This window comes from Rhizobium sp. TRM95796 (assembly GCF_025779995.1).
Taxonomy (GTDB): Bacteria; Pseudomonadota; Alphaproteobacteria; order Rhizobiales; family Rhizobiaceae; genus Rhizobium_E.
Genome location: NZ_JAOXHE010000006.1, coordinates 192830 through 216340, shown reverse-complemented (window position 1 = coordinate 216340; position 23511 = coordinate 192830). Strand labels below are relative to the sequence as shown.

Here is a 23511-nt window from a genome sequence, read left to right as displayed (position 1 = left end):
TTAACCACTAACCCCGGCGCTTTCGGCGACTTCTGGACAAGACGTCGCCCGTTTGGAGAACCAATGTCCGCAGCTAACTCCCTGAAGGAGGACTTCGCGTCCCTCCTCGAAGAATCCTTTTCCAAGGTCGACCTCGCCGAAGGCTATGTGACCAAGGGCATCATTACCGGCATCGAGAAGGACGTCGCCATCGTTGACGTCGGCCTCAAGGTCGAAGGCCGCATCGCGCTCAAGGAATTCGGCGCCCGCGCCAAGGACGGCACGCTGAAGGTCGGCGACGAAGTCGAAGTTTATGTCGACCGCATCGAAAACGCCATGGGCGAAGCTGTCCTGTCGCGCGAGAAGGCTCGCCGCGAGGAAAGCTGGACCAAGCTGGAAGTCAAGTTCAACGCCGGCGAACGCGTCGAAGGCGTGATCTTCAACCAGGTCAAGGGCGGCTTCACCGTCGATCTCGACGGCGCCATCGCCTTCCTGCCGCGTTCGCAGGTCGACATCCGTCCGATCCGCGACGTCACCCCGCTGATGCATGTTCCGCAGCCCTTCGAAATCCTCAAGATGGACAAGCGTCGCGGCAACATCGTCGTGTCGCGCCGCACGGTTCTCGAAGAGTCCCGCGCCGAGCAGCGTTCTGAAATCGTCCAGAACCTCGAAGAAGGCCAGGTTGTCGAGGGTGTCGTCAAGAACATCACCGATTACGGCGCATTCGTGGATCTCGGCGGCATCGACGGCCTGCTGCACGTCACCGACATGGCCTGGCGCCGCGTCAACCATCCGTCGGAAATCCTGTCCATCGGCCAGCAGGTCAAGGTTCAGATCATCCGCATCAACCAGGAAACCCATCGCATCTCGCTCGGCATGAAGCAGCTCGAGTCGGATCCCTGGGGCGATATCGGCGCCAAGTATCCGGTCGGCAAGAAGATCACCGGCACTGTCACCAACATCACCGACTACGGCGCGTTCGTGGAACTGGAGCCGGGCATCGAAGGCCTCATCCACATCTCCGAAATGTCCTGGACCAAGAAGAACGTCCATCCCGGCAAGATCCTGTCCACCACGCAGGAAGTCGACGTCGTGGTTCTGGAAGTCGATCCGTCCAAGCGCCGCATCTCGCTCGGCCTCAAGCAGACGCTCGAGAATCCGTGGGCTGCATTCGCTAACGCTCATCCGGCTGGCGCAGTCGTTGAAGGCGAAGTCAAGAACAAGACCGAATTCGGCCTGTTCATCGGCCTCGACGGCGACGTGGACGGCATGGTGCACCTCTCCGACCTCGACTGGAACCGTCCGGGCGAACAGGTCATCGAAGAGTTCAACAAGGGCGACGTCGTCAAGGCCGTCGTTCTCGATGTGGACGTCGACAAGGAGCGCATCTCGCTCGGCATCAAGCAGCTCGGCCGCGACGCTGTCGGCGAAGCCGCGACTTCCGGCGATCTGCGCAAGAACGCCGTCGTCTCGTGCGAAGTCCTCGCCATCAACGATGGCGGCATTGAAGTGAAGCTGGTCAACCACGAAGAGCTGGTGTCGTTCATCCGCCGCGCGGACCTGTCCCGCGATCGCGACGAACAGCGCCCCGAGCGCTTCCAGGTCGGTCAGGTTGTCGACGCACGCGTCACCAACTTCTCCAAGAAGGACCGCAAGGTTCAGCTGTCGATCAAGGCTCTCGAGATCGCTGAAGAGAAGGAAGCCGTCGCTCAGTTCGGTTCGTCCGACTCCGGCGCCTCGCTCGGCGACATTCTCGGCGCGGCTCTGAAGAACCGCGGCGGCGAATAAGCTCTGCTGATCTGAGACATGCGAACCCCGCCGGCTTTCCGCCGGCGGGGTTTTCTTTTGTGGAGATTTTCAGGTCTCGCGTCAGAAACCGGCGAGGCGCTGATAATAGGCGAAGGCGCGATCGGCTTCGGTCGAATCCCGATTGACCGTCAGTTCCTGCGACGGCTCCGCCTCAGGCTGCAGGAGACGATCGACGCCGTCGCGCGCCAGGCGCTCGCGACGCTCGTCCGGCGTCTCCGGATTCTGGTCGGCGTCTTCGTCGCTCGACTCGTCTTCCCGATGTCGCCCTTCGCCGTCTTCGGCCTTGCGGGCTTCGAACGCATCCTTGCCGGGCGGCGTCGTCACATATCCGAACGGCACGCCGAACTGCGACGCGGCGGCTGCCCGTTGCGTCGCCTCCGGCTGTGATGTCGTGGTCGAGGTTGGCAGCAGTGTGGAAGAAATCACGTCGCGCGAGCGCGCCGATCGTTCGGCCGCAGGTTCGAGCGCTTCGCCCGATTCCGCCATGGCCGTCATCTCCTTGAGTTCGGCTTGGATTCGGCCCCTTAGGACGTTCTGCAAATCCGGGACGGCGGATGACCTATCCTCCAATGCCGTAGGCGCAGACGTCAGCATCCGAAAGAGCTTCCGCTGCAGGTCATTGTCCTCGACTTTTTCTCCGAATTCCGTCTGCGGATCGAGGGGAGGAACGTCGGGCAGCGCGAGGCGCTCGCCCGCACGGGGCGCGTCTTTCATGGGCGTGACGCTCCCGGTCTTTGTCTGTGCCTCGGCGATGTCCGCCCGCACTGGGGAGGCCTGCTGGAGTTCCGGAGATATGGACGACGGCTTTACTTGAAGCGTCGGCCGCTCTTTATCTGCGGGACTTTGTCGTGTTTCGACGGGCGCTGTCTTCGACTCGGCTTCCGGCGTTGCGGGGAGGGCGATCGGCGTGCTCTGCGGGGCGGCTTCGGTTTTGTTGCTCCGCGCCGGCGCGCCTGTGACTGTAACCTTTTCTTCAGACGCGTCAGGGAGGGGGATCTCCGGACCGGCGACGGATGGGCCCTCTGGGCCGCTCGCCGCCGGTCCCGCGCCCCTTCGCGCAACCGTGTTGGGTCTCGCCACGTCATGGGCCGGCGCCGTCCTCGGCGCGTCGCGCTCGAAGCCGGCCGCATCCGGCGCAAACAGCGTCCTGAATTGCGTCTGCGACGCGTTGTCGGCTTCGCCGTCTCCGGTCTTCGGCGCGGCGTTCTGAAACAGCAGGTTTCCGGTGTCTGTCGACAGGCGATTGCGCTCGCTCATGGCGACCGTTTCGGCGCTGCGGGCCGGGGTGGAACCGGTCTGGAGGTAGGAATCGGTTATGCCTGCGGCAGCCGTCTTCTGCGGCGCCGCCATCGGCGCTTCCGCCTTGGCCGTCAGGCGCGCCGCGACCGGGCCGGAAGGGTCCCTCAGCGCAGGGGCGAGGTCGGAAAGCGGGATCTGCAAAGGCTTCAGACCAGCCCGGGTTTCGATCTTTCCCTGCTCGGCCGAAGGTTTGCGTTCGATCGCCGCCGCCAGCCGAACGAAGAATGCTTCCAGCAATTCGTCCGGAAGGCGCTCGACACCCATCCGCGCCGCGACGGCCGCGGCGAGGGTTTGCAATACGGTTTGATTGAGCGCGGTCGCGGTTTCGGTCTTGACGTTCGCCAGAAGAGCTTCGGGTTCGAGGCCGATTATCGGCTGTGCGATTTGAATGGGCGTCGGGCCTTCGGCGAGCGGCTGCGCGCCCGAGAAAGCCGGCGACATGCGCTGGTCCGAGTTGTTGGTCTTCAAACTGGCAGTGGGCGTCACGCCCGAACTGAAAGGCGTCAGCATCACATTGCTCCCGATGGAGAGGAAGGGGAACATGGGGTGGGACATTAGGGCGGCTCATGTCGCCCCCGGCTATCCCTCCTGCTGACTAGCGGCGGCGCAGTTGCATCGCGCCTGGGTAAGCCTATATCTGTCGGACAGACTAGCAAACTATGCTTAATGGAATGCTAACGCCATGTCCGTTCGTCCGCCACAATCGCTCGCACCCTCCCGTCAGGGAGAAACCGCTCTCGGCCTGTTGGAATATGAGTTGATGTCGGAGCGCGCCGACAGCCTGGGACGGGCGGGGCTCAAGGTCGAAGCATTGCTGGCGCGCCTGGGCCACGCGGACGGCGCTGAACGCGAAAACCTCCTCTACGACGCCGCCGAGGCGGTGCAGGCGCTGTTCATCCAGCGCGAAGTCTGCGGATTGCGCAATGGTCGCGACATCATCGCGCGTTACGCCATACCGGGCGAGGTGATCGCCCGGCTCGGCGTCAAGCGTCCGGCGGCTAATAGCTGAGTTCGATCCAGGCGTTTTCGCCGGCGGCGGGAATCCGCCCCGCCAGCATTTCGTCGTTGAACCGGGCGACCACGCTCTCTCCCGGCGAGCCCGCGACACGGGCTTTCCATACATGCGGCACCGGCTCGCTCTTGTCGATTTCGGCAAAAGCCGCGCCGTTGGCGGTGGCGGCGTCATCCGGTCCGAAGTAGCCGCGTGGCCGCATCACTCCAATGCCGGGACCGTCGCCGCCCTCTGCGGGATAGAGCCTGATGTTGACGACGTCGGATGAACGCGGGAAAGCGGAGCGATAGATCCGGTGGACCGGCAGACCGGGCGCGCGGATGACGAATTCATAGGTCTGGCCCGGCTTCGCCGTAAACGGACCCCAGCGGCCATCCTCGCCGACGGAAGCCTCATAGACGGCTTCGCCTCGCTCGGCTCCGGTCGCCTTGTCCGTCTCGAAGATCGCGACCCGCGCTCCAACGAGCGGCAGATTGGTCGGCGCCGCATTGTCGAAACCCGAAACCACGCCAGACAGCACCGGCGCGTTCTCCGGCGCGATCGCGGTGGATTCCGGCTCCGCGCCGGTGATGGCCTTATACATGATGGCGAAGGCCTCGGGCGAATAGCCGGTCTCCCGATGATCCGCGCCGGCGATCACTTTGTTGCTCGCCCCCTCCAGTTCGGGCGAATCGAAATTCGCTCCCGTCGGCTTGCCGGGATTGCCGATGAATTTGCCGTCCGGCTGGGAATAGAGATCGAACCTGTCGGATCTGATGATGGTGACCGGGACGCCGTCGGGGATCACCGGCGGTTCGTTCAGGGCCTTCAGGAAGGCGCCGGCGCCGTTGTATTCCGAACCCTGCGCGAAGTCCGGCGCAACGAACACGCCGCGGTGCACGCAACCGGTAAGGATCATGGCGGCGACCTTGTCCGCGCCGCCGAAGTTCTTCACGAAGTTCCGGGAGGTCTGGCAGCCGCGCGAATTGGCGATCAACACCACCTTGCCGGCTTTGCTGCTCGCGAGCGCCTCGTCGACCTTGGCCGCCACGGCGCGCGCCGCATCTTCCGTGGAGGACCGGTTCTGCTCCGCCTTTCCGTCATCTCCGCGCGCCGAAGGATGGGGGATGTCGACGGGGAAAAGCCGGTCGCGTGGATAGCCGTTGCTCTCGAAACGCCACATCTGGACCATCCAGAGGCCGGCCGTGTCGCTGTCGCCGTGAACGAAAACGACAGGAGGATAATCGTTGGACTGGGCTGCCATGGGAAAGCCGGAGAGCGTAAGAATAGCCGCAAGCATTTGAAAAGATTTCGAAAACATATCGACCTCCCTGATATGGAGCGTCGACTATAGCTTGTTCGCGGCGTTTCACCCAAGAAATGTCGATCGCGGCGGACTGATTGACCAAGGCCGCCGCCTGATCTCAACTATGCGCGAAAATGTCGGTCTCTTCCCAACCGAGCAGATCGAGCTTGGAGCGGGTCGGCAAAAATTGAAAGCAGGCCTCGGCATGCGCCATGCGGCCGTCCCGCTCCAGACGCGCCGTCAGCTTGTCGCGGAGCGCATGCAGATGCAGCACGTCGGAGGCCGCATAGTCCAGCTGCGCCTGCGACAGCGTTTCCGCCGCCCAATCCGATTGCTGTTGCACCTTGGAGACGTCTATCTCCAGCATTTCCTTGAGATTGTCTTTAAGGCCATGCCGGTCGGTATAGGTGCGGCAGAGCCGCGAGGCGATTTTGGTGCAGAAAACGGGGGACGTCGTCACGCCGAAGGTATGAAACAGCACGGCGATGTCGAAGCGGCCGAAATGAAAGATCTTCTGTCGCGCGGGATCGGCGAGCATGGCCACGAGATTCGGCGCTTCGGTCTGACCTGCGGCGATCTGGATCACGTCAGCGCTGCCGTCGCCGGAAGAGAGCTGCACCACGCAGAGCCGGTCGCGGCGCGGCACGAGACCGAGCGTTTCCGTGTCGATGGCGATCGCGCTGGCATAGCGTGCGGCGGCCTCGGTGGAAATGTCGCCTTTGTGCAGGCGGATGTCGGCGGACATGGCGGCTCCGGTTTTCTGTGTCATCATTCGGATATATGCGATTGCATGAAGAAACGGAATGCTGCTTCGCGCGGCAGCCTCACCGAAAGGTTATCGATGTTGTTCGAAAGCATATTGGATGGCGGAGCCGGTCGTCATACATAGGACGCGGAAACCGGAGTTCACGCGCATGCGCGCCTTGCTGATTGTCGCTCTTCTGTCCGCCGCGCCGGGACTCGCCATGGCCGGCGACTATCCCTTCACCAACCTGCCCGGCGTCGTCGACCCCGACGACAAGCCGCAGCCGTCGCTCAATTGCACCACGGCGCTCAGGGATGTGCATGACGGCGTCGGCGTCCGGAGCTGGCGCTCCGGCCCGGTCGTCGAGCGGATTTATCGCTGCGAGGAAAACGGCGTGACGGTGGAGTCGCGCGACCCGCCGCGCCTGTACGACTGGAACGTCTATAAGGGCGCGGACGGGATCGTCAGAAGGCCTTGAAGGTCATGGTGGTCAGCGAGCGCGAAATGCCGTCGATACCCAGGATGTTGTTGTTGATGAAATGGCCGATGTCCTGCCGGTCCGGGATATAGAGCTTGATCAGCAGGTCGAACTCGCCGCTGGTCGAATAGATCTCCGAAGCGATCTCGCGCTCATAGACGCGGTCGGCGACGTCATAGGCCTTACCCGGCTTGCACTGCAATTGGACGAAGACGCAGGTTGTCATGGGTTCCTCTCCGATCAGAGCGTGTCGCGCATGGGGTGCGCCTTGTAGGTGCCGAGCAGCCGGACCTCGGTCGAGAAGAATTTCAGCTCTTCCATCGCCTGCCTGACGTTTTCATCGTCCGGATGGCCTTCGATATCCGCATAAAACTGGGTGGCGATGAACTTGCCGCCGAGTTGATAGCTTTCGAGCTTGGTCATGTTGATGCCGTTGGTCGCAAAACCGCCGAGCGCCTTGTAAAGCGCGGCCGGAATGTTGCGGACATTGAAGATGAAGGTTGTGATGATCTTCTCATCCCGAGCTTCACGCAGAATAGGCTTTGCCTTGTGCGACAGGACCACGAAGCGCGTGACGTTGTTTTCCGAGTCCTCGACATTTTCCTGAAGGATGTCGAGGCCGTAGAGATCGGCGGCCAGCCGCGGCGCAAGCGCCGCCATGGAGCGGTCGCCCTCTTCTGACACCAGCTTTGCCGCGCCGGCGGTGTCGCCGGCGACCACGGGCTTCCAGCCGTTCAGGCGCACGATCTTGCGGCATTGGCCCAGCGCGTGGATATGGCTGTGCACGGTGCGGATCTCGTCATGCGTCACGCCCGGCAGCACCATCAGCTGGAAGCGGATCGGCATGAAATACTCGCCGACGATATGCAGCCGCGATTCAGGCAGCAGCCGGTGAATGTCGGCGACGCGACCGGCCAGCGTGTTCTCGATCGGGATCATCGCGAGATCGGCGTCGCCGGTTTCCACCGCGATGAAGGCGTCTTCGAATGTCGGGCAGGGAAGCGGGCTCATCTCGGGAAACTGATCCCGGCAGGCCATGTCGGAATTGGCGCCGTAATCGCCTTGGAACGCGATGCGGTTTGTGGTGGTGATCATGATATGCGCTTCCGCCCAATCTTCTTGCTGTTATTTCGCGGCGAGGATCGCCCGGGCCTTTTCGAGGTCGGCGGGAGTATCGACGCCGAGCGGGGCCGCGTCAACCATTTCGACATCGATGCGCATGCCCGCCTCCAGCGCCCGGAGCTGCTCGAGCGATTCCCTTTTTTCGAGAGTCGAAGGCGACAAAGCGACGAATTTTTCGAGCGCGGCGCGGCGATAGGCGTAGAGGCCGATATGGTGGAAGAGCGGGCCTGCGCCATGGGGCGCCGTGGCGCGGGTGAAGTAGAGCGCGCGCAGGCGCGTCTCCGACAGCGGCGAGCCAACCACTTTGACCACGTTGGGATTGATCTTTTCTTCTTCGTCCTTGATCTCGACCGTCAGTGTGGCGATGTCGGTTGCCGCATTCGCCAGCGGACGCAGGCTGGCGCGGATCGATTCGGGCTCGATGGTCGGCAGGTCGCCCTGCACATTGACGATGAACTCGGCTTTGCCCTCGGGGTCGGCGTGCCCGAGCGCCTCGAAAATCCGATCTGAGCCCGACTGGTGATCGACCCTGGTCATCACCACGTCGAAGCCCGCGCTTCGCACGGCCTCGAACACGTCGGGATGGTCCACCGCGACCGTTACGCGACCGACGCCGCTTTCCGTGGCGCGTCGCGCAACCTGTACGATCATCGGCGCCCCGCCAATATCGGCGAGCGGCTTACCCGGCAAGCGCGTGGAGGCCATCCGCGCCGGAATAAGGATGAGAGTGTTTTCATACGCAGGATTCGTCATGCCGGGCCTTCATTTTCCACGAGAATAGTGTCAATTAGTCTCACCGTTGACGGTTGACTACTGTTGCGCATGGGAGCCAAAAGACATAGGTTCCGCGCGATTTCAAGGTGCGCCGGACGGGATCTGGCAACAGGGGAGCTCTGCGAGATGAATTCTTACGTGAATATGGGTATCGGCGCGTTGTTGGGGACTGTTTTCGTGCTGATGTCGGTTTCGATCGCCTCGGAGGGCCTGTTCCATTCGGAAGTGCCGGAAAAGCCGGGCTTTGAGATCGCCGCCGCCGAACCCACCGAAGGCGGAGAGCCGGCCGCCGACGCCGCCCCCGCCATGGTTCCGATTGCCGATCTCATGGCGACCGCCGATGCGGCGCGCGGCGAAGCCTTGTTCAAGAAATGCGCGAGCTGTCATAGCACCGAAAAGGGCGGCGGCAACAAAGTCGGCCCCAACCTCTACGGCGTCGTCGGTCGTCCCATCGCGCATCTCGCCGATTTCAGCTATTCCGGTGCGATGAAGGAATTTTCGCAGGGCGGCAAAGAGGTCTGGAGCTTCGACCACCTGAACCACTTCCTGCTCGCGCCGAAGAAGTACATCAAAGGCACCGCCATGGGCTTCGCCGGCGACAAGAAGGATCAGGAACGCGCCGACATCATCGCTTTCCTGAACTCCAAGTCGGACGCGCCTCTGCCTCCGCCGGCCAAGTAAGCCGAAGTCGAAGACTGATCTGAATTACAAGGCCCCGGATTGTCCCCGGGGCCTTTTGATTTGCTGCGAGCCGCGTTTTCGAGGCTTGACGGGAATGAGACGGCGTTTAACGCCGAATTTCACGATGTTCGCGACAGATGGCGGCGGCGTGCGATCAGGTCATGGAGCCGTCGGGCCGGTCCTGCGCCGTTTGCTTACTCGTTGCGGGCCTGAAACGTCAATGTCCGTCGAATGGGAGAGGCAGGCGTAGGACGCCGGCAGGGGCCGACGTCCGACCTCAGGAGTCAAAGCCTGATGTCGTCGCTGCGATCACGCCCTTCGGTCGTCTCGGCCGGTATCGTCGGCTCCGGATCGAGCGAAGGTTCACGGCGCTGTTGCCGCGCAGCGTCGGGCTCTGGGCTGGATGATCCGGGCGGCGTCGACGCCGGCGGTTGAGAATCGGTTTCCTTCACGGGCGGGACCTCATCGCGTCCGGCGGCGGGCTCTTGCGCCGCCGGTTTCGGTGGCGTGACGGCCGCCGGCTCTTCCTCGACCGGGGCCCAGCGCTCCATCCGTTTCGCCCAATAGTTTTCCCAGGCCCTGCCGAGCCGCGTACGGGCCCGCGGGAAGGGCGCGAGCAGGGCGAACAGCAGGCCCAGCACCGCCGGCGAAAAGTCGAGCGCCAGCTGGAGCGCGATATAGCCCATCAGGCTGCCGGCATAGGAGACCACCGACCAGAAGGGCCGCATCGGCACGAAGACCGGCACGTCGCCGGCGGCCTGGGCGGGCGTCTGCGCCGGTTCGCGCCGATCGCCATGGAAATAGCGGTCGATAAACGGGATCGTCTCGATGCGGTTCTCCGGCGGAATCCGGAATTCGGTACTGTTCTTTTTCGCCCGGATCTCGTTTTCGGCGCTGCGCATCGACTCCTCCACCGAATCGATCAGCGTGTTGATCTGGGCGAGAATGACGTCCTTTTTGGCGAGCGTGCAGGCCGACCAGCCGGAGAAGAAGGCGTCGGAATTCACCGTGGCCCGGGTTTCGGTGATGAAAGTGCGGACGCTCGGGATGGCCGAGGAATTGTCCGTTTCCATGATCTGCTTGCGGATCTGGTCGGCTTGTGCGGCGAGTTCCGGCTGGATGACCTCGATCTTGGCTTCCGGACGGCGGATGCGGGCGCGCAGATCCTCGACCTTGGCTTTGATATCCTGATTGGCGTTCTTGCGGGTGGTGACGATGTCGACGATCGTCTGGGTGCGCGAGGCGGAGTCGGTGTAGAAGGTCCAGAGCGAGCCCTTGCCGGCGCCGCAGCCCTGGCCCGTGCGCTCCTCGTTCAGAGCGGCCGCCTGAAGCTGGTTCGACATATATTGAAGCGCGCCCGCCAGGCGGTTGGCTTCGATGGCGCGCTCGCCGTCGACCCGGCGCTCATAGGCGTCGAGCACGTCGGCATACCAGAGATTGTGGGCGCGTACCCCTTCGGCGCCGCCGACGCCGATAATGCCGAACACGGTGTGGATGGCGAGCGTCAGCGGCACCAGCACGATCAGGCCGACCGTGAAGCCGAACAGGCGCGAGACCATGTTCGACGCCAGACGGATGCGCAGGAAGACGAAGTTCCATCCCGCCCAGATGATCAGCGCCGCAAGCGCCGACAGGCCCACCGGAATGCCGTATTGCACCAGCGGCGGATCGAGCGGATCGACGATTTCGTGATAGAAGCCGATCGCCGTCGTGGCGAAGGAGCCGATCATCGCAGCGCCCGTGACGAAGGAGGCGATCTGGTACCAGCCATGCGATGGGAGATTGCGGAGTTCGGCCTTGCGGCGCGTTTCCTCCCGACGTGCGGCGAGATACTCCTCGCGCTCATCCGGCGTCATGCCGTCGAGCCGCCGGGATGGACGGAACCACGTCATCGCCATGTAATAGCAGCAGATGAAGATCGACGTGAAGATAAGCCAGACTTGCCATTCCTCGATCGCCTGGGAGTCCTTCTGAAGCGTGCGCCATATCGCGACGGCCAGCGCGAAGCCGCCGGCATAGACGGCGATGACGGCGAGCACGGATAGAAAACGCATCTCGCCGCCGCGCATCCACAGCCCGATCGCCAGTCCCGCCAGGCAGACGACCAGGAAGGCGATTTCGACGCCGCCGAGCGGCGTCGCCAGCGACAGGATCCGCCAACTCAGAAATATGCCCAGTAGAAAGGCCGAGACGGCATAGAGGACGCCGTGCCAGCGGGTGAAGAAGCCGTTGATCACGGCGACCCATCGGTCGATTTGCGTGCCCATTTACTGATGTCCCCAAAAAAGAAAGTGAATCTCTATTTGAAACTCTTTTTGTGGTTTGCAATAGAATTCGTTCAGGCAACGCCTGAGAGACGGGAATCCCGTAAGCTTGGCGCAAGGCAGAATAATCGAAGCGCCACACACGTTTCGGCAAAGCGCCGAACGATCGGCACGGGCGGCTTCATATGGGGAAAGTCATGAGCTATACGGAAACTACCACCACGTCGTGGTTCACACGCCTGAAAAACGGTGTGATCGGCACCCTGATCGGCGTCATCGTCATCCTTGTGTCGATCTATTTCCTGTTCACCAACGAGGGCAGGGCGATCAACACCTATCGCGCGTTGGTCGAAGGCGCCGGGCTGGTGGTGTCCATCGACGCCAACAGCATCGACAGCGCCAATGACGGCAAGCTCATTCATGTTTCAGGGCCAGTGTCGGTGCAATCCACCGTCGAAGACCCCGATTTCGGCATTTCCGCGCCGGGGGCGGTGGGCGTCGCCCGCCAGGTGGAAATGTATCAATGGGTGGAAAAATCCGAGTCGAAGTCGGAAAAGAGTGTCGGCGGCAGCGAGACCACCACCACGACCTATTCCTATGAAAAGGAATGGAAGGGTTCGTCGGTCGATTCCTCCGACTTCAAGGTGTCCGGTCACGAAAACCCGCCCTTCGCCGTGGACGGAGCCCGCTCCGTCGTCGATCAGGCGGGCCTGGGCGCCTTCCGGATCACCGGCGACGAGGCGGCCAATCTCGGCGACAGGACGAAGATCGCGCTGACGGCGGAAGACGCCGAGCGCATCGGCGCCAATATCGCCACCAGCCGTCCCGTCAAGCTCAATCAGGGCGGCCTCTATGTCGGCAATTCCGCGACTTCCCCGCAAGTCGGCGACATGCGGGTCACCTTCGAGCGCATCGATCTCAAGGAGGCGAGTTTCGTGGGACGCCAGCAAGGTGACGAGATCCTGCCCTACACCACCTCGAACGGTCGTGAGATCTTCCTGAGCGAGGCCGGCCGCCAGGACGCGGCGGCGATGTTCGATCATGCCCAGACTGAAAACACCATCATCACCTGGATCATCCGGGCTGCCGGCATGATCGGTCTGTTGATCGGATTCAATCTGCTGTTCGGCCTGTTCAGCATCATCGCCGACATCCTGCCGTTCCTGGGGTCTATCGTCGGCTTCGGCACCGGTGTGATCGCGCTCATCCTCACCTTGATCGTCGGTCCCACCGTGATCGCGATCGGCTGGTTCGCCTATCGGCCGCTCCTGGCGCTCGCCATCATCGGCGGCGGCGTTGCGATCGCCTTCGGCATCGGCTATCTCCGGCGGAAATCGGCGCCGGCTGCAGAGCCGAATTTCGGCCGCGCCTGACGGAATGAAAGGGAGACTGGATGTTCGTTGCGGGAAAGATCCTTTGGCTCGTCGCCCAACCCCTGTCTCTCGCGTTCCTGTTCAAGCTCCTCGCCATCGCCGCCCTTGCTTTCGGGCGGCGATGGCTGGCTTTCGCGCTTACCTCGATCGCGGCCGGCATCATGTTCGTCACGCTGTTCACCTCCACCGGCGCCTGGGCGCTCCAGCGTCTGGAAGCCGTCTATCCGCGACCGGACCTGCCCGAACCGCTCGCCTGCATGATCGTGCTGGGCGGCGCCTTCGACCTGGAAGTGACCGCCGGCCGCGGCGGCATGGAGATGAACCAGTCCGCCGACCGTTTCATCGAAGCGGCCCGCATCGCGCGTCTGCGCCCAGAGGCGAAAATCCTGGTGTCCGGCGGCGACGGGTCCTTTTCTGGCGACTACGCCGGCGACGCCGAACTCGCGCCGGCCTTTTTCGCGGCCATGGGCGTCGATCCCAGCCGCCTTGTCCGCGAAGACGCATCCCGCAACACCGCCGAGAATGTCGCTTTCACCAAGACGCTGCTCGCGCGCGACGGCCTGTCGTCCTGTCTGTTGATCACGTCCGCCTATCACATGCCGCGCGCGGTTTCGTTGTTCGAGGCGCAGGGCGTGACCGTCACGCCCTGGCCGAGCGATTACCGCTCCAGCGGCCGCGTGGCCCTCGGTCTCGATTTCACCCAGCCGACGCTGAATGCGCAACTGACCGCGACGGCGCTCCGCGAATGGCTCGCCATCATGCGCGCCAAGCTGGGCGGATCAAGCCCGCGGCTACAGCCCGCGTGAGCGGTGATTTATTCGGTCGATAGTGTCACCAGCTTGCGGCCGTCGATGCGGGCCACCATCAGGCATTTTGCGGCGTTGACCTTCTGGCAGCGATTGCCGGCGATGCGGAATTCCAGAATGCGGATGCCGTAGCGATAGCTGACTTCGTAGCCGAAGCCGCGGACCTGGCCGATATAGGCCATCCGTCCATCATCGGTCTGGACATAGATACGGATCGGGCAACCGAGCGTGTTGCACTCGACGCCGATGCTGTTGTCGCAGGCGATCGCCGAGGATTTGACCACCGCGTCGGTCAGGCCGTCCTTGTTGACGTCGCCCGTCCAGATCGCCTCGGGCATGAATTTCACGCTTTGGCAGGACACGGCATAATCCTGCCGCTCGCGATCGCGCACGGCGTCCGCTTCATCGGCGACGACAGTCATCGGGGCGCTCGACAGAGCGGCGACCAGGGCCAAAGGCCGTGCGATGTTGAATAGTCCCGTTCTCGCCATTCTTGAGATCTCCTCGGCTCGGCGGCGCCATCAGACAATATCGGCCTTGCGCGAAGCAATTGACATCGCGCATGAGAAGCGCCTGATGAGACGGGGAGCCCGACGATGTCGATTCTTGAATTTCTCGATTACCTGGCGATTGCGGTGTTTGCCGCCACCGGCGCGCTGTCGGCCAGCCGCAAGCAGCTCGACATCGTCGGGTTCATTTTCCTGGCGGCGCTGACCGGCATCGGCGGCGGCACGTTTCGCGACGTCATCCTCGGTCAGTTGCCGGTGTTCTGGGTGAGAAATCCCAATTACATGCTGGTCTGCCTGGGGTCGGGCATCCTCGTCTATTTCACCGCCCATCTTCTGGAAAGCCGTTACAAGCTGTTGCTCTGGCTCGACGCCATCGGGCTGTCGGCCTATGCGGCGCTCGGCGCGGCCAAAGGGTTGGCGGCCACCGGCTCGCCCGTCGTGGCCATCGTCACGGGCATGTTGACCTCGGCGTTCGGCGGCGTGCTCCGCGATATCGTCGCCGGCGAGCCCTCCGTGCTGTTGCGCCCGGAAATCTACATTTCGGCGGCCTTGGCGGGCGCGGCGGTGTTTACCGGAGCTTCGGCGCTGGGGATGAGTCAACTCAGCTGTTTTGCCGCGGCGATGGCCACATGCCTCGTCATTCGCGGCGGGGCGTTGGTTTTCGGCTGGACCTTCCCGGTATACAGAGCGCGGCCAGGCAGAAACCCAAACGATATCTTGTAGAAACGACGAAGCCGCCGGAAGCGGCGGCTTTGGTATCCGAGATATTCCGCCTGTCAGGCTCTCGTCTTCTCGCGAAGGCGAATCACCACGTCCACATGCGCGATTTCCATTCCCTCCGGCGGGGCCGGCAGATTGTTGATGGAAATGTTGTTCTGCGGAATGTCGAGCACCTCGTTGCGGCCTTCCACGAAGAAGTGATGGTGGTCGGAGACATTTGTGTCGAAATAGGTGCGGCTGCCTTCCACGGCGAGCACGCGGATCATGCGGGCTTCGGTGAACTGGTGCAGCGTGTTGTAGACGGTGGCCAGAGACACGTCGATGCCGGCGTCCTGCGCTTCGGCATGCAATTCCTCGACGGTCAGGTGGCGGTCGCCCTTGGCGTAGAGCAGAGAGGCGAGCGCGACGCGTTGCCGCGTCGGCCGAAGCCCCGCCTCCCGCAATTTCGCTTCCGTCATCGTCTTAGCTTCCATGACCATCAATGCCTGCTCCGCGAGCCGCCTATATTTAGACTATTTTGGTCAACGATATAGCCTCTCGCTGCGCTGCTTTCAACAGGATTCGGGCCTCAAGCCCCTGCCGCGCTCGGGAAAGCCGTGTTTTGGGTTGGCTTTTTATCCTCTCTTCCTATATTGGCGGCAGCAAGATCCGCCCGGGCGTTCGTCGCCCCGGCGACCAAGACATGGAAATACACAAGGGGGGATTGCCGTTAATGGCCGTTCAGAAGTCCAGCTACACCTATGAGGAAATTCTCACCTGCTCGCATGGCGAGATGTTCGGGCCCGGCAATGCGCAGCTGCCCTTGCCCCCGATGCTGATGTTTCATCGCATCACCGAGATTTCCGAAACCGGTGGACCCAACGACAAGGGCTTCATTCGCGCCGAATTCGACATCACGCCGGATCTCTGGTTCTTCCCCTGCCATTTCGAGGGCGATCCCGTCATGCCGGGCTGCCTGGGTCTCGACGCCATGTGGCAGCTGACCGGCTTCTATCTCGGCTGGCTCGGCGAGCCCGGCAAGGGCCGCGCCATTTCCACCGGCGAAGTGAAGTTCACCGGCATGGTGACGCCGAAGACCAAGCTGGTGGAATACGGCATCGACTTCAAGCGCGTCATGCGCGGCCGTCTCGTGCTCGGCATCGCCGACGGCTGGATGAAGGCCGATGGCGAAGTGATCTACAAGGCGAGCGACCTGCGCGTGGGTCTCTTCCAGGAAAAAGCGGCCTGAGCGAATTCCTCGCTCCGGCTCCATGACCAATAGATGAAGGTTTGAAATCATGAGACGTGTCGTCGTCACAGGTCTGGGAATCGTGTCGTCCATCGGCAGCAACGCCGCTGAGGTCACCGACTCCCTGCGCAACGCCAAGTCCGGCATCACCCATGCGCCCGACTTCGCCGAACATGGTTTCAAGTGCCAGGTCTGGGGCGCTCCCAAGATCGACCTGACCGGCATGGTCGACCGCCGCGCCACCCGCTTCCTGTCGACCGGCGGCCAGTGGAACCATGTCGCCATGCTGCAGGCCATCGCCGATTCCGGCCTGGAAGAAGGCGACATTGGCAATAACGAGCGCACGGGCATCATCATGGGCTCCGGCGGCCCCTCGACCAAGCAGATCGTCGAGGCCGCCGACATCACCCGCAACAACAACAGTCCCAAGCGCGTCGGCCCCTTTGCGGTGCCGAAGGCCATGTCGTCCACGGCGTCGGCCACGCTGGCGACCTGGTTCAAGATCCATGGCGTGAACTACTCGATCTCCTCGGCCTGCTCGACGTCGGCGCATTGCATCGGCAACGCTGCGGAAATGATCCAGTGGGGCAAGCAGGACGTGATGTTCGCCGGCGGCCACGAAGACCTCGACTGGTCGATGTCCAACCTGTTCGACGCCATGGGCGCGATGTCGTCCAAGTTCAACGATACGCCGGATGTGGCTTCGCGCGCTTACGACGCCAATCGCGACGGCTTCGTCATCGCCGGCGGCGCGGGCGTGCTGATTCTCGAAGAGCTCGAACACGCCAAGGCGCGCGGCGCGAAGATCTATTGCGAACTGACCGGCTATGGCGCGACTTCGGACGGTTACGACATGGTGGCTCCGTCCGGCGAGGGCGCGATCCGCTGCATGCGCCAGGCGCTGTCGACCGTGAAGAACAAGATCGACTACATCAACACCCATGGCACCTCGACGCCGGTGGGCGACAGCAAGGAAATCGGCGCGATCCGCGAAGTGTTCGGCGCCGACGCCCCGCATATCCAGTCCACCAAGTCGCTGACGGGCCATTCTCTTGGCGCCGCCGGCGTGCAGGAAGCGATCTATTCGATCCTGATGATGCAGAACCGCTTCATCGGCGAAAGCGCTCATATCGAGACGCTGGATCCGGAGTTCGAAGGCATGCCGATCGTGCGCAGCCGCATCGACGACGCCAAGATCGATACGGCGCTGTCGAACTCCTTCGGCTTCGGCGGCACCAACGCCACGCTCGTTTTCGAACGCTTCGACGGATGAGTGCGATGACGGGGATCATGCAGGACAAGCGCGGCCTCATCATGGGGGTCGCCAACAATCACTCCATCGCCTGGGGCATTTCCAAGGCGCTGGCAGCAAAGGGCGCCGAACTGGCCTTCACCTTCCAAGGCGAGGCGTTGGGCAAGCGCGTCCGTCCGCTTGCGGCGGAGATCGGTTCCGATTTCCTGCTCGAATGCGATGTCGAGAATGTCGCCTCGGTGGATGCCGTGTTCGACGCGCTGGCCGAGCGCTGGGGCAAGCTGGACTTCATCGTCCACGCCATCGGCTTTTCCGACAAGTCGGAGCTCAAGGGTCTCTACGCCAACACCACGCGCGAAAATTTCGTGCGCACCATGGTCATCTCCTGCTTCTCCTTCACGGAGATCGCTCGCCGGGCGGCCGAGATGATGAATGACGGCGGCTCGATGCTGACGCTGACTTATGGCGGCTCCACCCGCGTCATGCCCAATTACAATGTGATGGGCGTCGCCAAGGCAGGGCTGGAAGCGTCCGTTCGCTATCTCGCCAATGATTATGGTCCGCGCGGCATTCGTGTGAACGCGATTTCGGCAGGTCCCGTGCGCACGCTGGCCGGCGCCGGCATTTCCGACTCTCGCGCCATGTATAGCTGGCAGCAGAAGCATTCGCCGCTGCGCCGCACCGTGACGATCGACGAGATCGGCGGTTCTGCGCTGTATCTTCTTTCGGACCTGTCGACGGGTGTGACCGGTGAGATCCACTATGTGGATTCCGGCTACAACATCACCTCGATGCCGGTGCTGGAACAGTTGCGAAGCGCCGATCAGGAATCCTGATCCGCAGGCGGGTCTCGAGAGTCTGCAGGGTTCAGAAAAGAAACCCGGCCCGCCGGGAGACGCGAGCCGGGTTCTTTATGGACGCGTGGGCGGTCCGCCGCCTTCGGACCATTCCTGTCGCAGTCCGGAGGAGTGGATGCGACGATGGGAAGGCGCCCACGACGCCAACGGGATGACAGTTATCGAGCTAACGGCGCTCCATCCCGATATATCCGCACCGAATGGCGATGCTGACGGCCTGCAGGCCGTTCTTGGCGCCGAGCTTGAATTGAGCCGACTGCATCGCAGCCTTTACTCGCTCGAACTCCAGACCGATCTCTTCGGCGATGCGGTTGGTATTGTAGCCATTCGCGGCAAGACGCAGAATATTCAGTTCGGCGTCACTCAGATCAGGCGTGCTGCGCATCGACAATGCGCGGTTTTGATTGTTCATAACTCTACCATCTACTTGGTCTGTTTTAATTCCTCCCCAATGCGGCGCTGGACGAGCTGGGCTCGGCAGCTGGAAACGTTCGTCTTGTCGGTGGAGTGTAAGCGTCCCGTTTCGATACGGGCTGTCCTAATTCAAGACGCGGCGGAATTCATTGACTGCGCGCGCCATTATTTTGAGCTTTTGCCGACGGATTAGGCTCTTCGGGTCTAACCTCAGGCGTTGCCGGCCTGGTGTTTCCGGTAGTCTCGAGGCGTCTGTCCGAACCAGCGAACCGTCGAGCGCGAAAAGGCGCTCGGCGCGGAGTAGCCCAGACGATGCGCGATTTCCCCGGCGCTGAGCTCGGTATGCGACAGGAGCCGCTCCGCCAATTCCCTGCGCACTTCGTCGCGGAGATCATGGATGCTGGTGCCCGCTTCCGCCAGTCGGCGTTGCAGCGTTCGCTCGGAGACGCGGAAATAACCGGCGGCTTCGGCAAGGCCGATCGCGTTGTCCGTGACCCGCGACAGGATGAATTCCTTGAGCTCGTCACGAAAGCTCAGTGTGTCGCTGCGCTCCGGACGAAGGCTGCGGCATTGCAGATCCATCAACCTGAAAAGCTTCTCGTCGCCGTAAGGATTACGGAAATCAAACAGCTCGGCCGGAAGACGCAACCAGTTCATTCTCTGTCCAAAGACCACTTTCCGGGACATTTTTTCCCGATAAAGCGACGGATCGGAAGGTTTATTTCGTTCCAGCCCCACTTCGACCAAATCCGTTTGCGGTCCGAGAAAAGTGCGCAGCCGTTGCAGCACCAGCGCCAGGCCCAAATCGACATACTGATCACGCTTCACGATCAGCGGCGAGAATGTATAAGTGAGCTCCGCGCAGGTGCGGTCGACGACGAAACGACAATAGGATGTGTCGGCGATGAACTGCTGATGCGCGCCCATGAAGCGAAAGAAATCCAGCGCCGTCGGCGCCATCATCAGGCCGTAACCATAAGGACCGGTCGAGCCCGGCACGAACTTGTCGGTGGCCTTGAGCCCGAACGCCTCATCGTGAGCGAGAAGCGCGCAGGTTTCCAGAAGGCGGCACATTCGGTCGATGCTGACGCGGCCGGTCAGATCGGTGAACGAATTGGGATCGAGTTCGAGCGCTTTGCAGATCGGCACGATGTCGATGCCATACTCGGCCGCCGTTGCCCCGATCGACGATGCGAGGCCGGACGGCGCTGAATATTTATCCACTTCGGTGCGAGATCCCCGATACATGGCGCGTTCTGCTAATTTATTGGCGTAAGATGAGAATATCCTAAGTTACTGATCCTGTCCATGTGTGATTTTTCGAGGACGCGCAAAACAAATATATAAATCAATTAGATGTATTTATTTGCCAACAAAATCGGGCGCTGCCGATTCAGCGCCCGCTACGGTTTCTCTCAGATAGGCGAGGAGAGGCCTGTGGACAGACCCGCCCGCCGCGCCTATCGACGCGCTTTCAGAACCTTGTATCGGGCGTTGCGCGCCACTTCTTCCGAGCTCTTGAAGAGTTCGGCGAGTAGTGATTCGTAGGGCAGGCCGCGATTTGCGACGAGCAGCAACTCGCCGCCCCCCTTCAGCGCCTTGGCGGCGGTCTTGATGAAGGTCTGGCCCAGACCCGGTTCGGTCGCATGCCCTTCGTGGAAGGGCGGGTTCATGATGATGAGATCGTAGTGATGCTTGACCTCTTCCCGCGCCAGGTCGTGCCAGAAGAAACGCACGTTGGAAGCGGAACCGACGGCGGTCAGGTTGCGCCGGGCGGCCGCCAGCGATGCGAAGTCCGCCTCATAGAGATCGACCCGCTCGACGCCTGGCGATTTCTGCAGCAGCGCATCCGACAGATAGCCCCAGCCGGCGCCGAAATCGGCGACCGCCTTGCGATAGCCTTCCGGCAGGTAGCGGGCCAGGAAGCGCGATCCGGCGTCGACTTCCGCATGCGAGAACATGCCGGGCGCGGTCACGAATTTGCCTTCGACCACCACGTCCGGCGTCGACAAGGCTGCGGCCAGCGGCGCTATGTCGTCGGGCCGCGTGAACCAGAAAGCCTGGGCGTGATGCTTGGCCAGATGTTCGGTCTCGACGCCGAGCCCATTCAGCCGCTTGCGCAGCGATTGCGAGCCGTCTTCCTTGGCCCCGGCGAGCACGATGCGCGCGCCGGGATTGGATCGACGGAGCGCATCCACGACAGAGTTCTCGTTGGCTCCGCGATGCCGGCTCATCAGGATCAGGACATAGTCGTAGCCATCGCCCTCGACTTCCGCCTGAACATTGACGCCTCGACGCTTCAGCGCCTCGTACAGCGGCTTGAACGGCTGGACGGCGAGGATATTGGGGCAAAAGCCCTCGGGCAGGTCGTAGCCGGTCTCGGCGCCGAGGAAGAGCGTGCGTTCGCCATCGATCGGCGGCGTCAACATGTCGATCACGAAGGGGTGGAAAAGGGTTTTGACAGCGTCTCTTGTCATGTGGGTGTCTGGCCTCCGGGGCTTCACGCTCGCGCCTGCGCGCAGGTTCGCCGCGATGATAGATAGCAAAAGGGCGCGAGACGAAGCCCGCGCCCAAAGTCATGAGGGACAGAGACGCTTATTCGGCGTCTTCGCCGTCCTTCTTCTTCTCGGCGGCGACTTCCTTGCCGGTCGTCTGGTCGACGACCTTCATGGACAGGCGCACTTTGCCGCGCTCGTCGAAGCCGAGCAGCTTGACCCAGACCTTCTGACCTTCCTTGACCACGTCGCCGGTCTTGGCGACGCGTTCGGAGGCGAGCTGCGAAATGTGGACGAGACCGTCGCGCGGACCGAAGAAGTTCACGAAGGCGCCGAAATCGGCGATCTTGACGACCGTGCCTTCATAGATCTGACCCACTTCCGGTTCGGCGACGATCGAATGGATCCACTTGCGGGCCGCTTCGATTTCCTTACCCGAGGCCGAGGCGATCTTGATCGTGCCGTCGTCTTCGATATTGATCTTCGCGCCGGTCTTTTCGACGATCTCGCGGATCACCTTGCCGCCCGTGCCGATGACTTCGCGGATCTTGTCGACCGGGATGCTCATCGTTTCGATGCGCGGAGCAAATTCGCCGAGCTGGCCGCGGCTCTCGGAAATGGCGTTGGCCATCTCGCCGAGAATATGCTTGCGGCCGCCCTGGGCCTGGCCGAGAGCGACCTTCATGATCTCCTCGGTGATGCCGGCGATCTTGATGTCCATCTGCAGCGAGGTGATGCCGTCGGCGGTGCCGGCGACCTTGAAGTCCATGTCGCCGAGGTGGTCTTCGTCGCCGAGGATGTCGGAGAGAACCGCAAAGCGGTCGCCTTCGAGGATGAGGCCCATGGCGATGCCGGCGACCGGCTTGGCCAAGGGAACGCCGGCGTCCATCAGCGCGAGCGAGGTGCCGCATACCGTGGCCATCGAGGACGAGCCGTTCGACTCGGTGATTTCGGAGACCACGCGCAGCGTGTAGGGGAACTGCTCAGCCGTCGGCAGCATCGGGCGAATGGCGCGCCAGGCGAGCTTGCCATGGCCGATTTCGCGGCGGCCGGGCGAACCCATGCGGCCGGTTTCGCCAACCGAGTAGGGAGGGAAGTTGTAGTGCAGCAGGAAGCGTTCCTTGTACATGCCGGTCAGGGAATCGACATACTGCTCGTCTTCGCCTGTGCCGAGCGTGGCGACGACGATCGCCTGCGTTTCACCGCGGGTGAACAGCGCCGAACCATGGGTGCGCGGCAAGATGCCGACTTCAGACACGATCGGACGAACCGTTTCCAGGTCGCGGCCGTCGATGCGGCTCTTGGTGTCGAGGATGTTCCAGCGGACGATCTTGGCCTGCAGCTCCTTGAACACGGAGCCGATGACGTCGGACGGATAGGTGCTGGCGCCTTCGGCGTCGACGAAATGCGCCTTGACCTTGGCCTTGACGGCGTCGACGGCGCTGTAGCGAACGGCCTTTTCGGTGTTCTTGTAGGCGGCGCGCAGTTCGTCTTCCACCAGCTTGAGCATTTCGGCTTCGAGAGCGGAATGATCCGGAGCGGTGAAATCACGCGGCTCCTTGGCGGCGGCTTCCGCAAGCGAGATGATCGCGTCGATCACCGGCTGGAAACCGCGATGGCCGAACATGACCGCGCCGAGCATGATCTCTTCGTTGAGTTCCTTGGCTTCCGATTCCACCATCAGCACGGCGTCGGACGTGCCGGCGACCACGAGGTCGAGCGCGCTTTCGTCCATCTCGTCGAGATGCGGGTTCAGAACATATTCGCCGTTGATGTAGCCGACGCGGGCGCCGCCGACCGGACCCATGAAGGGAACGCCCGACAGCGTCAGGGCCGCCGAGGTCGCGACCATGGCGAGCACATCCGGATTGTTTTCGAGGTCATGCTGCATCACCGTGACGACGACCTGGGTGTCGTTCTTGTAGCCCTCGGCGAACAGCGGACGGATCGGACGATCGATCAGGCGGGAAACGAGCGTTTCGTTTTCGCTCGGACGTCCCTCGCGCTTGAAGTAACCGCCCGGGATCTTGCCGGCGGCATAGGTCTTTTCCTGGTAGTTCACGGTCAGCGGGAAGAAGTCCTGGCCGGGCTTCGGTTCCTTGGCGGACACGACGGTGGCGAGAACGACGGTTTCGCCATAGGTGGCTAGCACGGCGCCGTCAGCCTGGCGAGCGATCTTGCCCGTTTCCAGGATCAGCGGGCGGCCTGCCCATTCGATTTCGACCTTGTGGGTTTCGAACATAGTTGGTCCTTCGTGTGTGCGGCCTTTCGCGGCTTGCGCGGCGGGACGCCAGTAGTGCACATCACGGGCAAGACAGCGGCGGGTTTCCCGATGGAGCGAAACCGACTGCAATCCTGCCCCATGATGGGCGGTGAGTGTGCCGGGCGACAGCCTATCTGCGCCCGGTG

The 23511-nt window shown here is 62.5% G+C and carries 23 protein-coding genes; 10 read left to right on the top strand and 13 right to left on the bottom strand.

The window, feature by feature from the left end:
• Positions 1 to 63: 63 nt before the first annotated feature.
• Positions 64 to 1767 carry a 30S ribosomal protein S1 gene (gene rpsA, locus OCK01_RS15110; protein ID WP_182827478.1) on the top strand — a complete coding sequence of 568 codons (1704 nt, stop codon included), beginning with the start codon at positions 64 to 66 and terminating at the stop codon, positions 1765 to 1767.
• An 81-nt stretch (positions 1768 to 1848) separates the two neighbouring features.
• Here rpsA and OCK01_RS15105 read toward each other — a convergent pair whose 3' ends face one another.
• The gene (locus OCK01_RS15105; RefSeq protein ID WP_263824648.1) at positions 1849 to 3597 is read right to left on the bottom strand and encodes a hypothetical protein; all 1749 of its coding nucleotides are present in this window, start codon (positions 3595 to 3597) and stop codon (positions 1849 to 1851) included.
• 172 nt (positions 3598 to 3769) lie between these two features.
• On the opposite strand from OCK01_RS15105, the gene OCK01_RS15100 reads away from it, so the two are divergent.
• Positions 3770 to 4096, top strand: coding sequence for a DUF6665 family protein (locus OCK01_RS15100; protein ID WP_263824647.1), 327 nt, complete (start codon positions 3770 to 3772; stop codon positions 4094 to 4096).
• Here the strand turns inward: OCK01_RS15100 and OCK01_RS15095 are convergent.
• Together OCK01_RS15095 and OCK01_RS15090 are read right to left on the bottom strand one after the other, a co-directional pair.
• Positions 4086 to 5399 carry an alpha/beta fold hydrolase gene (locus OCK01_RS15095; protein WP_263824646.1) on the bottom strand — a complete coding sequence of 438 codons (1314 nt, stop codon included), beginning with the start codon at positions 5397 to 5399 and terminating at the stop codon, positions 4086 to 4088. The genes OCK01_RS15100 and OCK01_RS15095 overlap by 11 nt on opposite strands.
• Before the next feature lie 103 nt (positions 5400 to 5502).
• On the bottom strand, positions 5503 to 6129 hold the full coding sequence (locus OCK01_RS15090) for a ribonuclease D (protein ID WP_263824645.1): 627 nt from the start codon (positions 6127 to 6129) through the stop codon (positions 5503 to 5505).
• Positions 6130 to 6298: 169 nt separating this feature from the next.
• Between OCK01_RS15090 and OCK01_RS15085 the strand changes: the two genes are divergently transcribed.
• Complete coding sequence (locus tag OCK01_RS15085) at positions 6299 to 6607, top strand: hypothetical protein (protein ID WP_182827472.1); 309 nt, start codon at positions 6299 to 6301, stop codon at positions 6605 to 6607.
• On the opposite strand, the gene OCK01_RS15080 is transcribed toward OCK01_RS15085, so the two are convergent.
• Genes OCK01_RS15080 through OCK01_RS15070 form a run of 3 tightly spaced genes read right to left on the bottom strand, consistent with a single transcriptional unit; the run spans position 6594 to position 8482 of the window.
• Positions 6594 to 6833 carry an Lrp/AsnC ligand binding domain-containing protein gene (locus OCK01_RS15080; protein ID WP_263824644.1) on the bottom strand — a complete coding sequence of 80 codons (240 nt, stop codon included), beginning with the start codon at positions 6831 to 6833 and terminating at the stop codon, positions 6594 to 6596. The genes OCK01_RS15085 and OCK01_RS15080 overlap by 14 nt on opposite strands.
• A 14-nt stretch (positions 6834 to 6847) precedes the next feature.
• The gene (locus OCK01_RS15075; protein ID WP_263824643.1) at positions 6848 to 7702 is read right to left on the bottom strand and encodes a prephenate dehydratase; all 855 of its coding nucleotides are present in this window, start codon (positions 7700 to 7702) and stop codon (positions 6848 to 6850) included.
• Between the two features lie 30 nt (positions 7703 to 7732).
• Entirely contained in the window at positions 7733 to 8482 is a 750-nt protein-coding gene (locus OCK01_RS15070) for a 3-deoxy-manno-octulosonate cytidylyltransferase (RefSeq protein WP_263824642.1), read from the bottom strand.
• Between the two features lie 147 nt (positions 8483 to 8629).
• On the opposite strand from OCK01_RS15070, the gene OCK01_RS15065 reads away from it, so the two are divergent.
• Entirely contained in the window at positions 8630 to 9184 is a 555-nt protein-coding gene (locus OCK01_RS15065) for a c-type cytochrome (RefSeq protein ID WP_263824641.1), read from the top strand.
• 284 nt (positions 9185 to 9468) lie between these two features.
• Here OCK01_RS15065 and OCK01_RS15060 read toward each other — a convergent pair whose 3' ends face one another.
• Positions 9469 to 11451 carry a hypothetical protein gene (locus OCK01_RS15060; protein ID WP_263824640.1) on the bottom strand — a complete coding sequence of 661 codons (1983 nt, stop codon included), beginning with the start codon at positions 11449 to 11451 and terminating at the stop codon, positions 9469 to 9471.
• A 194-nt stretch (positions 11452 to 11645) separates the two neighbouring features.
• Here OCK01_RS15060 and OCK01_RS15055 point away from each other — a divergent pair, with 194 nt between their 5' ends.
• Together OCK01_RS15055 and OCK01_RS15050 are read left to right on the top strand one after the other, a co-directional pair.
• Positions 11646 to 12821, top strand: a complete 1176-nt coding sequence (locus OCK01_RS15055) for a TMEM43 family protein (RefSeq protein WP_263824639.1) — start codon at positions 11646 to 11648, stop codon at positions 12819 to 12821.
• Between the two features lie 20 nt (positions 12822 to 12841).
• The gene (locus OCK01_RS15050) at positions 12842 to 13627 is read left to right on the top strand and encodes a YdcF family protein (RefSeq protein WP_263824638.1); all 786 of its coding nucleotides are present in this window, start codon (positions 12842 to 12844) and stop codon (positions 13625 to 13627) included.
• An 8-nt stretch (positions 13628 to 13635) separates the two neighbouring features.
• Here the strand turns inward: OCK01_RS15050 and OCK01_RS15045 are convergent, their stop codons facing one another.
• Positions 13636 to 14118, bottom strand: a complete 483-nt coding sequence (locus OCK01_RS15045; RefSeq protein WP_263824637.1) for a hypothetical protein — start codon at positions 14116 to 14118, stop codon at positions 13636 to 13638.
• Positions 14119 to 14223: 105 nt separating this feature from the next.
• Between OCK01_RS15045 and OCK01_RS15040 the strand changes: the two genes are divergently transcribed.
• Positions 14224 to 14859, top strand: coding sequence for a trimeric intracellular cation channel family protein (locus OCK01_RS15040; protein WP_263824636.1), 636 nt, complete (start codon positions 14224 to 14226; stop codon positions 14857 to 14859).
• A gap of 53 nt (positions 14860 to 14912) precedes the next feature.
• Here the strand turns inward: OCK01_RS15040 and irrA are convergent, their stop codons facing one another.
• On the bottom strand, positions 14913 to 15335 hold the full coding sequence (gene irrA, locus OCK01_RS15035) for an iron response transcriptional regulator IrrA (RefSeq protein WP_263824635.1): 423 nt from the start codon (positions 15333 to 15335) through the stop codon (positions 14913 to 14915).
• A gap of 233 nt (positions 15336 to 15568) precedes the next feature.
• On the opposite strand from irrA, the gene fabA reads away from it, so the two are divergent.
• From fabA to fabI, 3 genes are read left to right on the top strand one after another with little or no spacing between them, the layout of a single operon-like run.
• Positions 15569 to 16084 (top strand): 3-hydroxyacyl-[acyl-carrier-protein] dehydratase FabA, encoded by a 516-nt coding sequence (fabA, locus tag OCK01_RS15030; protein WP_182827462.1) that lies wholly within the window; start codon positions 15569 to 15571, stop codon positions 16082 to 16084.
• A 49-nt stretch (positions 16085 to 16133) separates the two neighbouring features.
• The gene (gene fabB, locus OCK01_RS15025) at positions 16134 to 17357 is read left to right on the top strand and encodes a beta-ketoacyl-ACP synthase I (protein ID WP_263824634.1); all 1224 of its coding nucleotides are present in this window, start codon (positions 16134 to 16136) and stop codon (positions 17355 to 17357) included.
• Between the two features lie 5 nt (positions 17358 to 17362).
• Entirely contained in the window at positions 17363 to 18172 is an 810-nt protein-coding gene (gene fabI / locus OCK01_RS15020; protein WP_263824633.1) for an enoyl-ACP reductase FabI, read from the top strand.
• Positions 18173 to 18359: 187 nt separating this feature from the next.
• Here the strand turns inward: fabI and OCK01_RS15015 are convergent, their stop codons facing one another.
• The 4 genes from OCK01_RS15015 to pnp form a co-directional block, all read right to left on the bottom strand.
• Positions 18360 to 18605 carry a LuxR C-terminal-related transcriptional regulator gene (locus OCK01_RS15015; protein WP_182827460.1) on the bottom strand — a complete coding sequence of 82 codons (246 nt, stop codon included), beginning with the start codon at positions 18603 to 18605 and terminating at the stop codon, positions 18360 to 18362.
• A gap of 212 nt (positions 18606 to 18817) precedes the next feature.
• A complete protein-coding gene (locus tag OCK01_RS15010) occupies positions 18818 to 19855 on the bottom strand; it encodes a helix-turn-helix domain-containing protein (RefSeq protein WP_182827459.1) in 1038 nt (345 codons plus the stop codon).
• Positions 19856 to 20067: 212 nt separating this feature from the next.
• A complete protein-coding gene (locus OCK01_RS15005) occupies positions 20068 to 21084 on the bottom strand; it encodes a class I SAM-dependent methyltransferase (RefSeq protein WP_263824632.1) in 1017 nt (338 codons plus the stop codon).
• 118 nt (positions 21085 to 21202) lie between these two features.
• The gene (pnp, locus tag OCK01_RS15000) at positions 21203 to 23344 is read right to left on the bottom strand and encodes a polyribonucleotide nucleotidyltransferase (RefSeq protein ID WP_263824631.1); all 2142 of its coding nucleotides are present in this window, start codon (positions 23342 to 23344) and stop codon (positions 21203 to 21205) included.
• Between the last annotated feature and the right edge of the window lie 167 nt (positions 23345 to 23511).

Excerpts from the sequence above, each read along its gene's own strand:
- OCK01_RS15060 (WP_263824640.1), bottom strand. The coding sequence starts at position 11,451 with ATGGGCACGCAAATCGACCGATGGGTCGCCGTGATCAACGGCTTCTTC.
- OCK01_RS15075 (WP_263824643.1), bottom strand. The coding sequence starts at position 7,702 with ATGATCACCACCACAAACCGCATCGCGTTCCAAGGCGATTACGGCGCC.
- fabB (WP_263824634.1), top strand. The coding sequence starts at position 16,134 with ATGAGACGTGTCGTCGTCACAGGTCTGGGAATCGTGTCGTCCATCGGC.
- OCK01_RS15055 (WP_263824639.1), top strand. The coding sequence starts at position 11,646 with ATGAGCTATACGGAAACTACCACCACGTCGTGGTTCACACGCCTGAAA.
- OCK01_RS15050 (WP_263824638.1), top strand. The coding sequence starts at position 12,842 with ATGTTCGTTGCGGGAAAGATCCTTTGGCTCGTCGCCCAACCCCTGTCT.
- OCK01_RS15040 (WP_263824636.1), top strand. The coding sequence starts at position 14,224 with ATGTCGATTCTTGAATTTCTCGATTACCTGGCGATTGCGGTGTTTGCC.
- OCK01_RS15065 (WP_263824641.1), top strand. The coding sequence starts at position 8,630 with ATGAATTCTTACGTGAATATGGGTATCGGCGCGTTGTTGGGGACTGTT.
- OCK01_RS15010 (WP_182827459.1), bottom strand. The coding sequence starts at position 19,855 with ATGTATCGGGGATCTCGCACCGAAGTGGATAAATATTCAGCGCCGTCC.
- OCK01_RS15085 (WP_182827472.1), top strand. The coding sequence starts at position 6,299 with ATGCGCGCCTTGCTGATTGTCGCTCTTCTGTCCGCCGCGCCGGGACTC.
- OCK01_RS15095 (WP_263824646.1), bottom strand. The coding sequence starts at position 5,399 with ATGTTTTCGAAATCTTTTCAAATGCTTGCGGCTATTCTTACGCTCTCC.
- OCK01_RS15080 (WP_263824644.1), bottom strand. The coding sequence starts at position 6,833 with ATGACAACCTGCGTCTTCGTCCAATTGCAGTGCAAGCCGGGTAAGGCC.
- irrA (WP_263824635.1), bottom strand. The coding sequence starts at position 15,335 with ATGGTCATGGAAGCTAAGACGATGACGGAAGCGAAATTGCGGGAGGCG.
- OCK01_RS15070 (WP_263824642.1), bottom strand. The coding sequence starts at position 8,482 with ATGACGAATCCTGCGTATGAAAACACTCTCATCCTTATTCCGGCGCGG.
- OCK01_RS15015 (WP_182827460.1), bottom strand. The coding sequence starts at position 18,605 with ATGAACAATCAAAACCGCGCATTGTCGATGCGCAGCACGCCTGATCTG.
- OCK01_RS15005 (WP_263824632.1), bottom strand. The coding sequence starts at position 21,084 with ATGACAAGAGACGCTGTCAAAACCCTTTTCCACCCCTTCGTGATCGAC.
- OCK01_RS15090 (WP_263824645.1), bottom strand. The coding sequence starts at position 6,129 with ATGTCCGCCGACATCCGCCTGCACAAAGGCGACATTTCCACCGAGGCC.
- rpsA (WP_182827478.1), top strand. The coding sequence starts at position 64 with ATGTCCGCAGCTAACTCCCTGAAGGAGGACTTCGCGTCCCTCCTCGAA.
- OCK01_RS15045 (WP_263824637.1), bottom strand. The coding sequence starts at position 14,118 with ATGGCGAGAACGGGACTATTCAACATCGCACGGCCTTTGGCCCTGGTC.
- fabA (WP_182827462.1), top strand. The coding sequence starts at position 15,569 with ATGGCCGTTCAGAAGTCCAGCTACACCTATGAGGAAATTCTCACCTGC.
- OCK01_RS15105 (WP_263824648.1), bottom strand. The coding sequence starts at position 3,597 with ATGCTGACGCCTTTCAGTTCGGGCGTGACGCCCACTGCCAGTTTGAAG.
- OCK01_RS15100 (WP_263824647.1), top strand. The coding sequence starts at position 3,770 with ATGTCCGTTCGTCCGCCACAATCGCTCGCACCCTCCCGTCAGGGAGAA.
- pnp (WP_263824631.1), bottom strand. The coding sequence starts at position 23,344 with ATGTTCGAAACCCACAAGGTCGAAATCGAATGGGCAGGCCGCCCGCTG.
- fabI (WP_263824633.1), top strand. The coding sequence starts at position 17,363 with ATGACGGGGATCATGCAGGACAAGCGCGGCCTCATCATGGGGGTCGCC.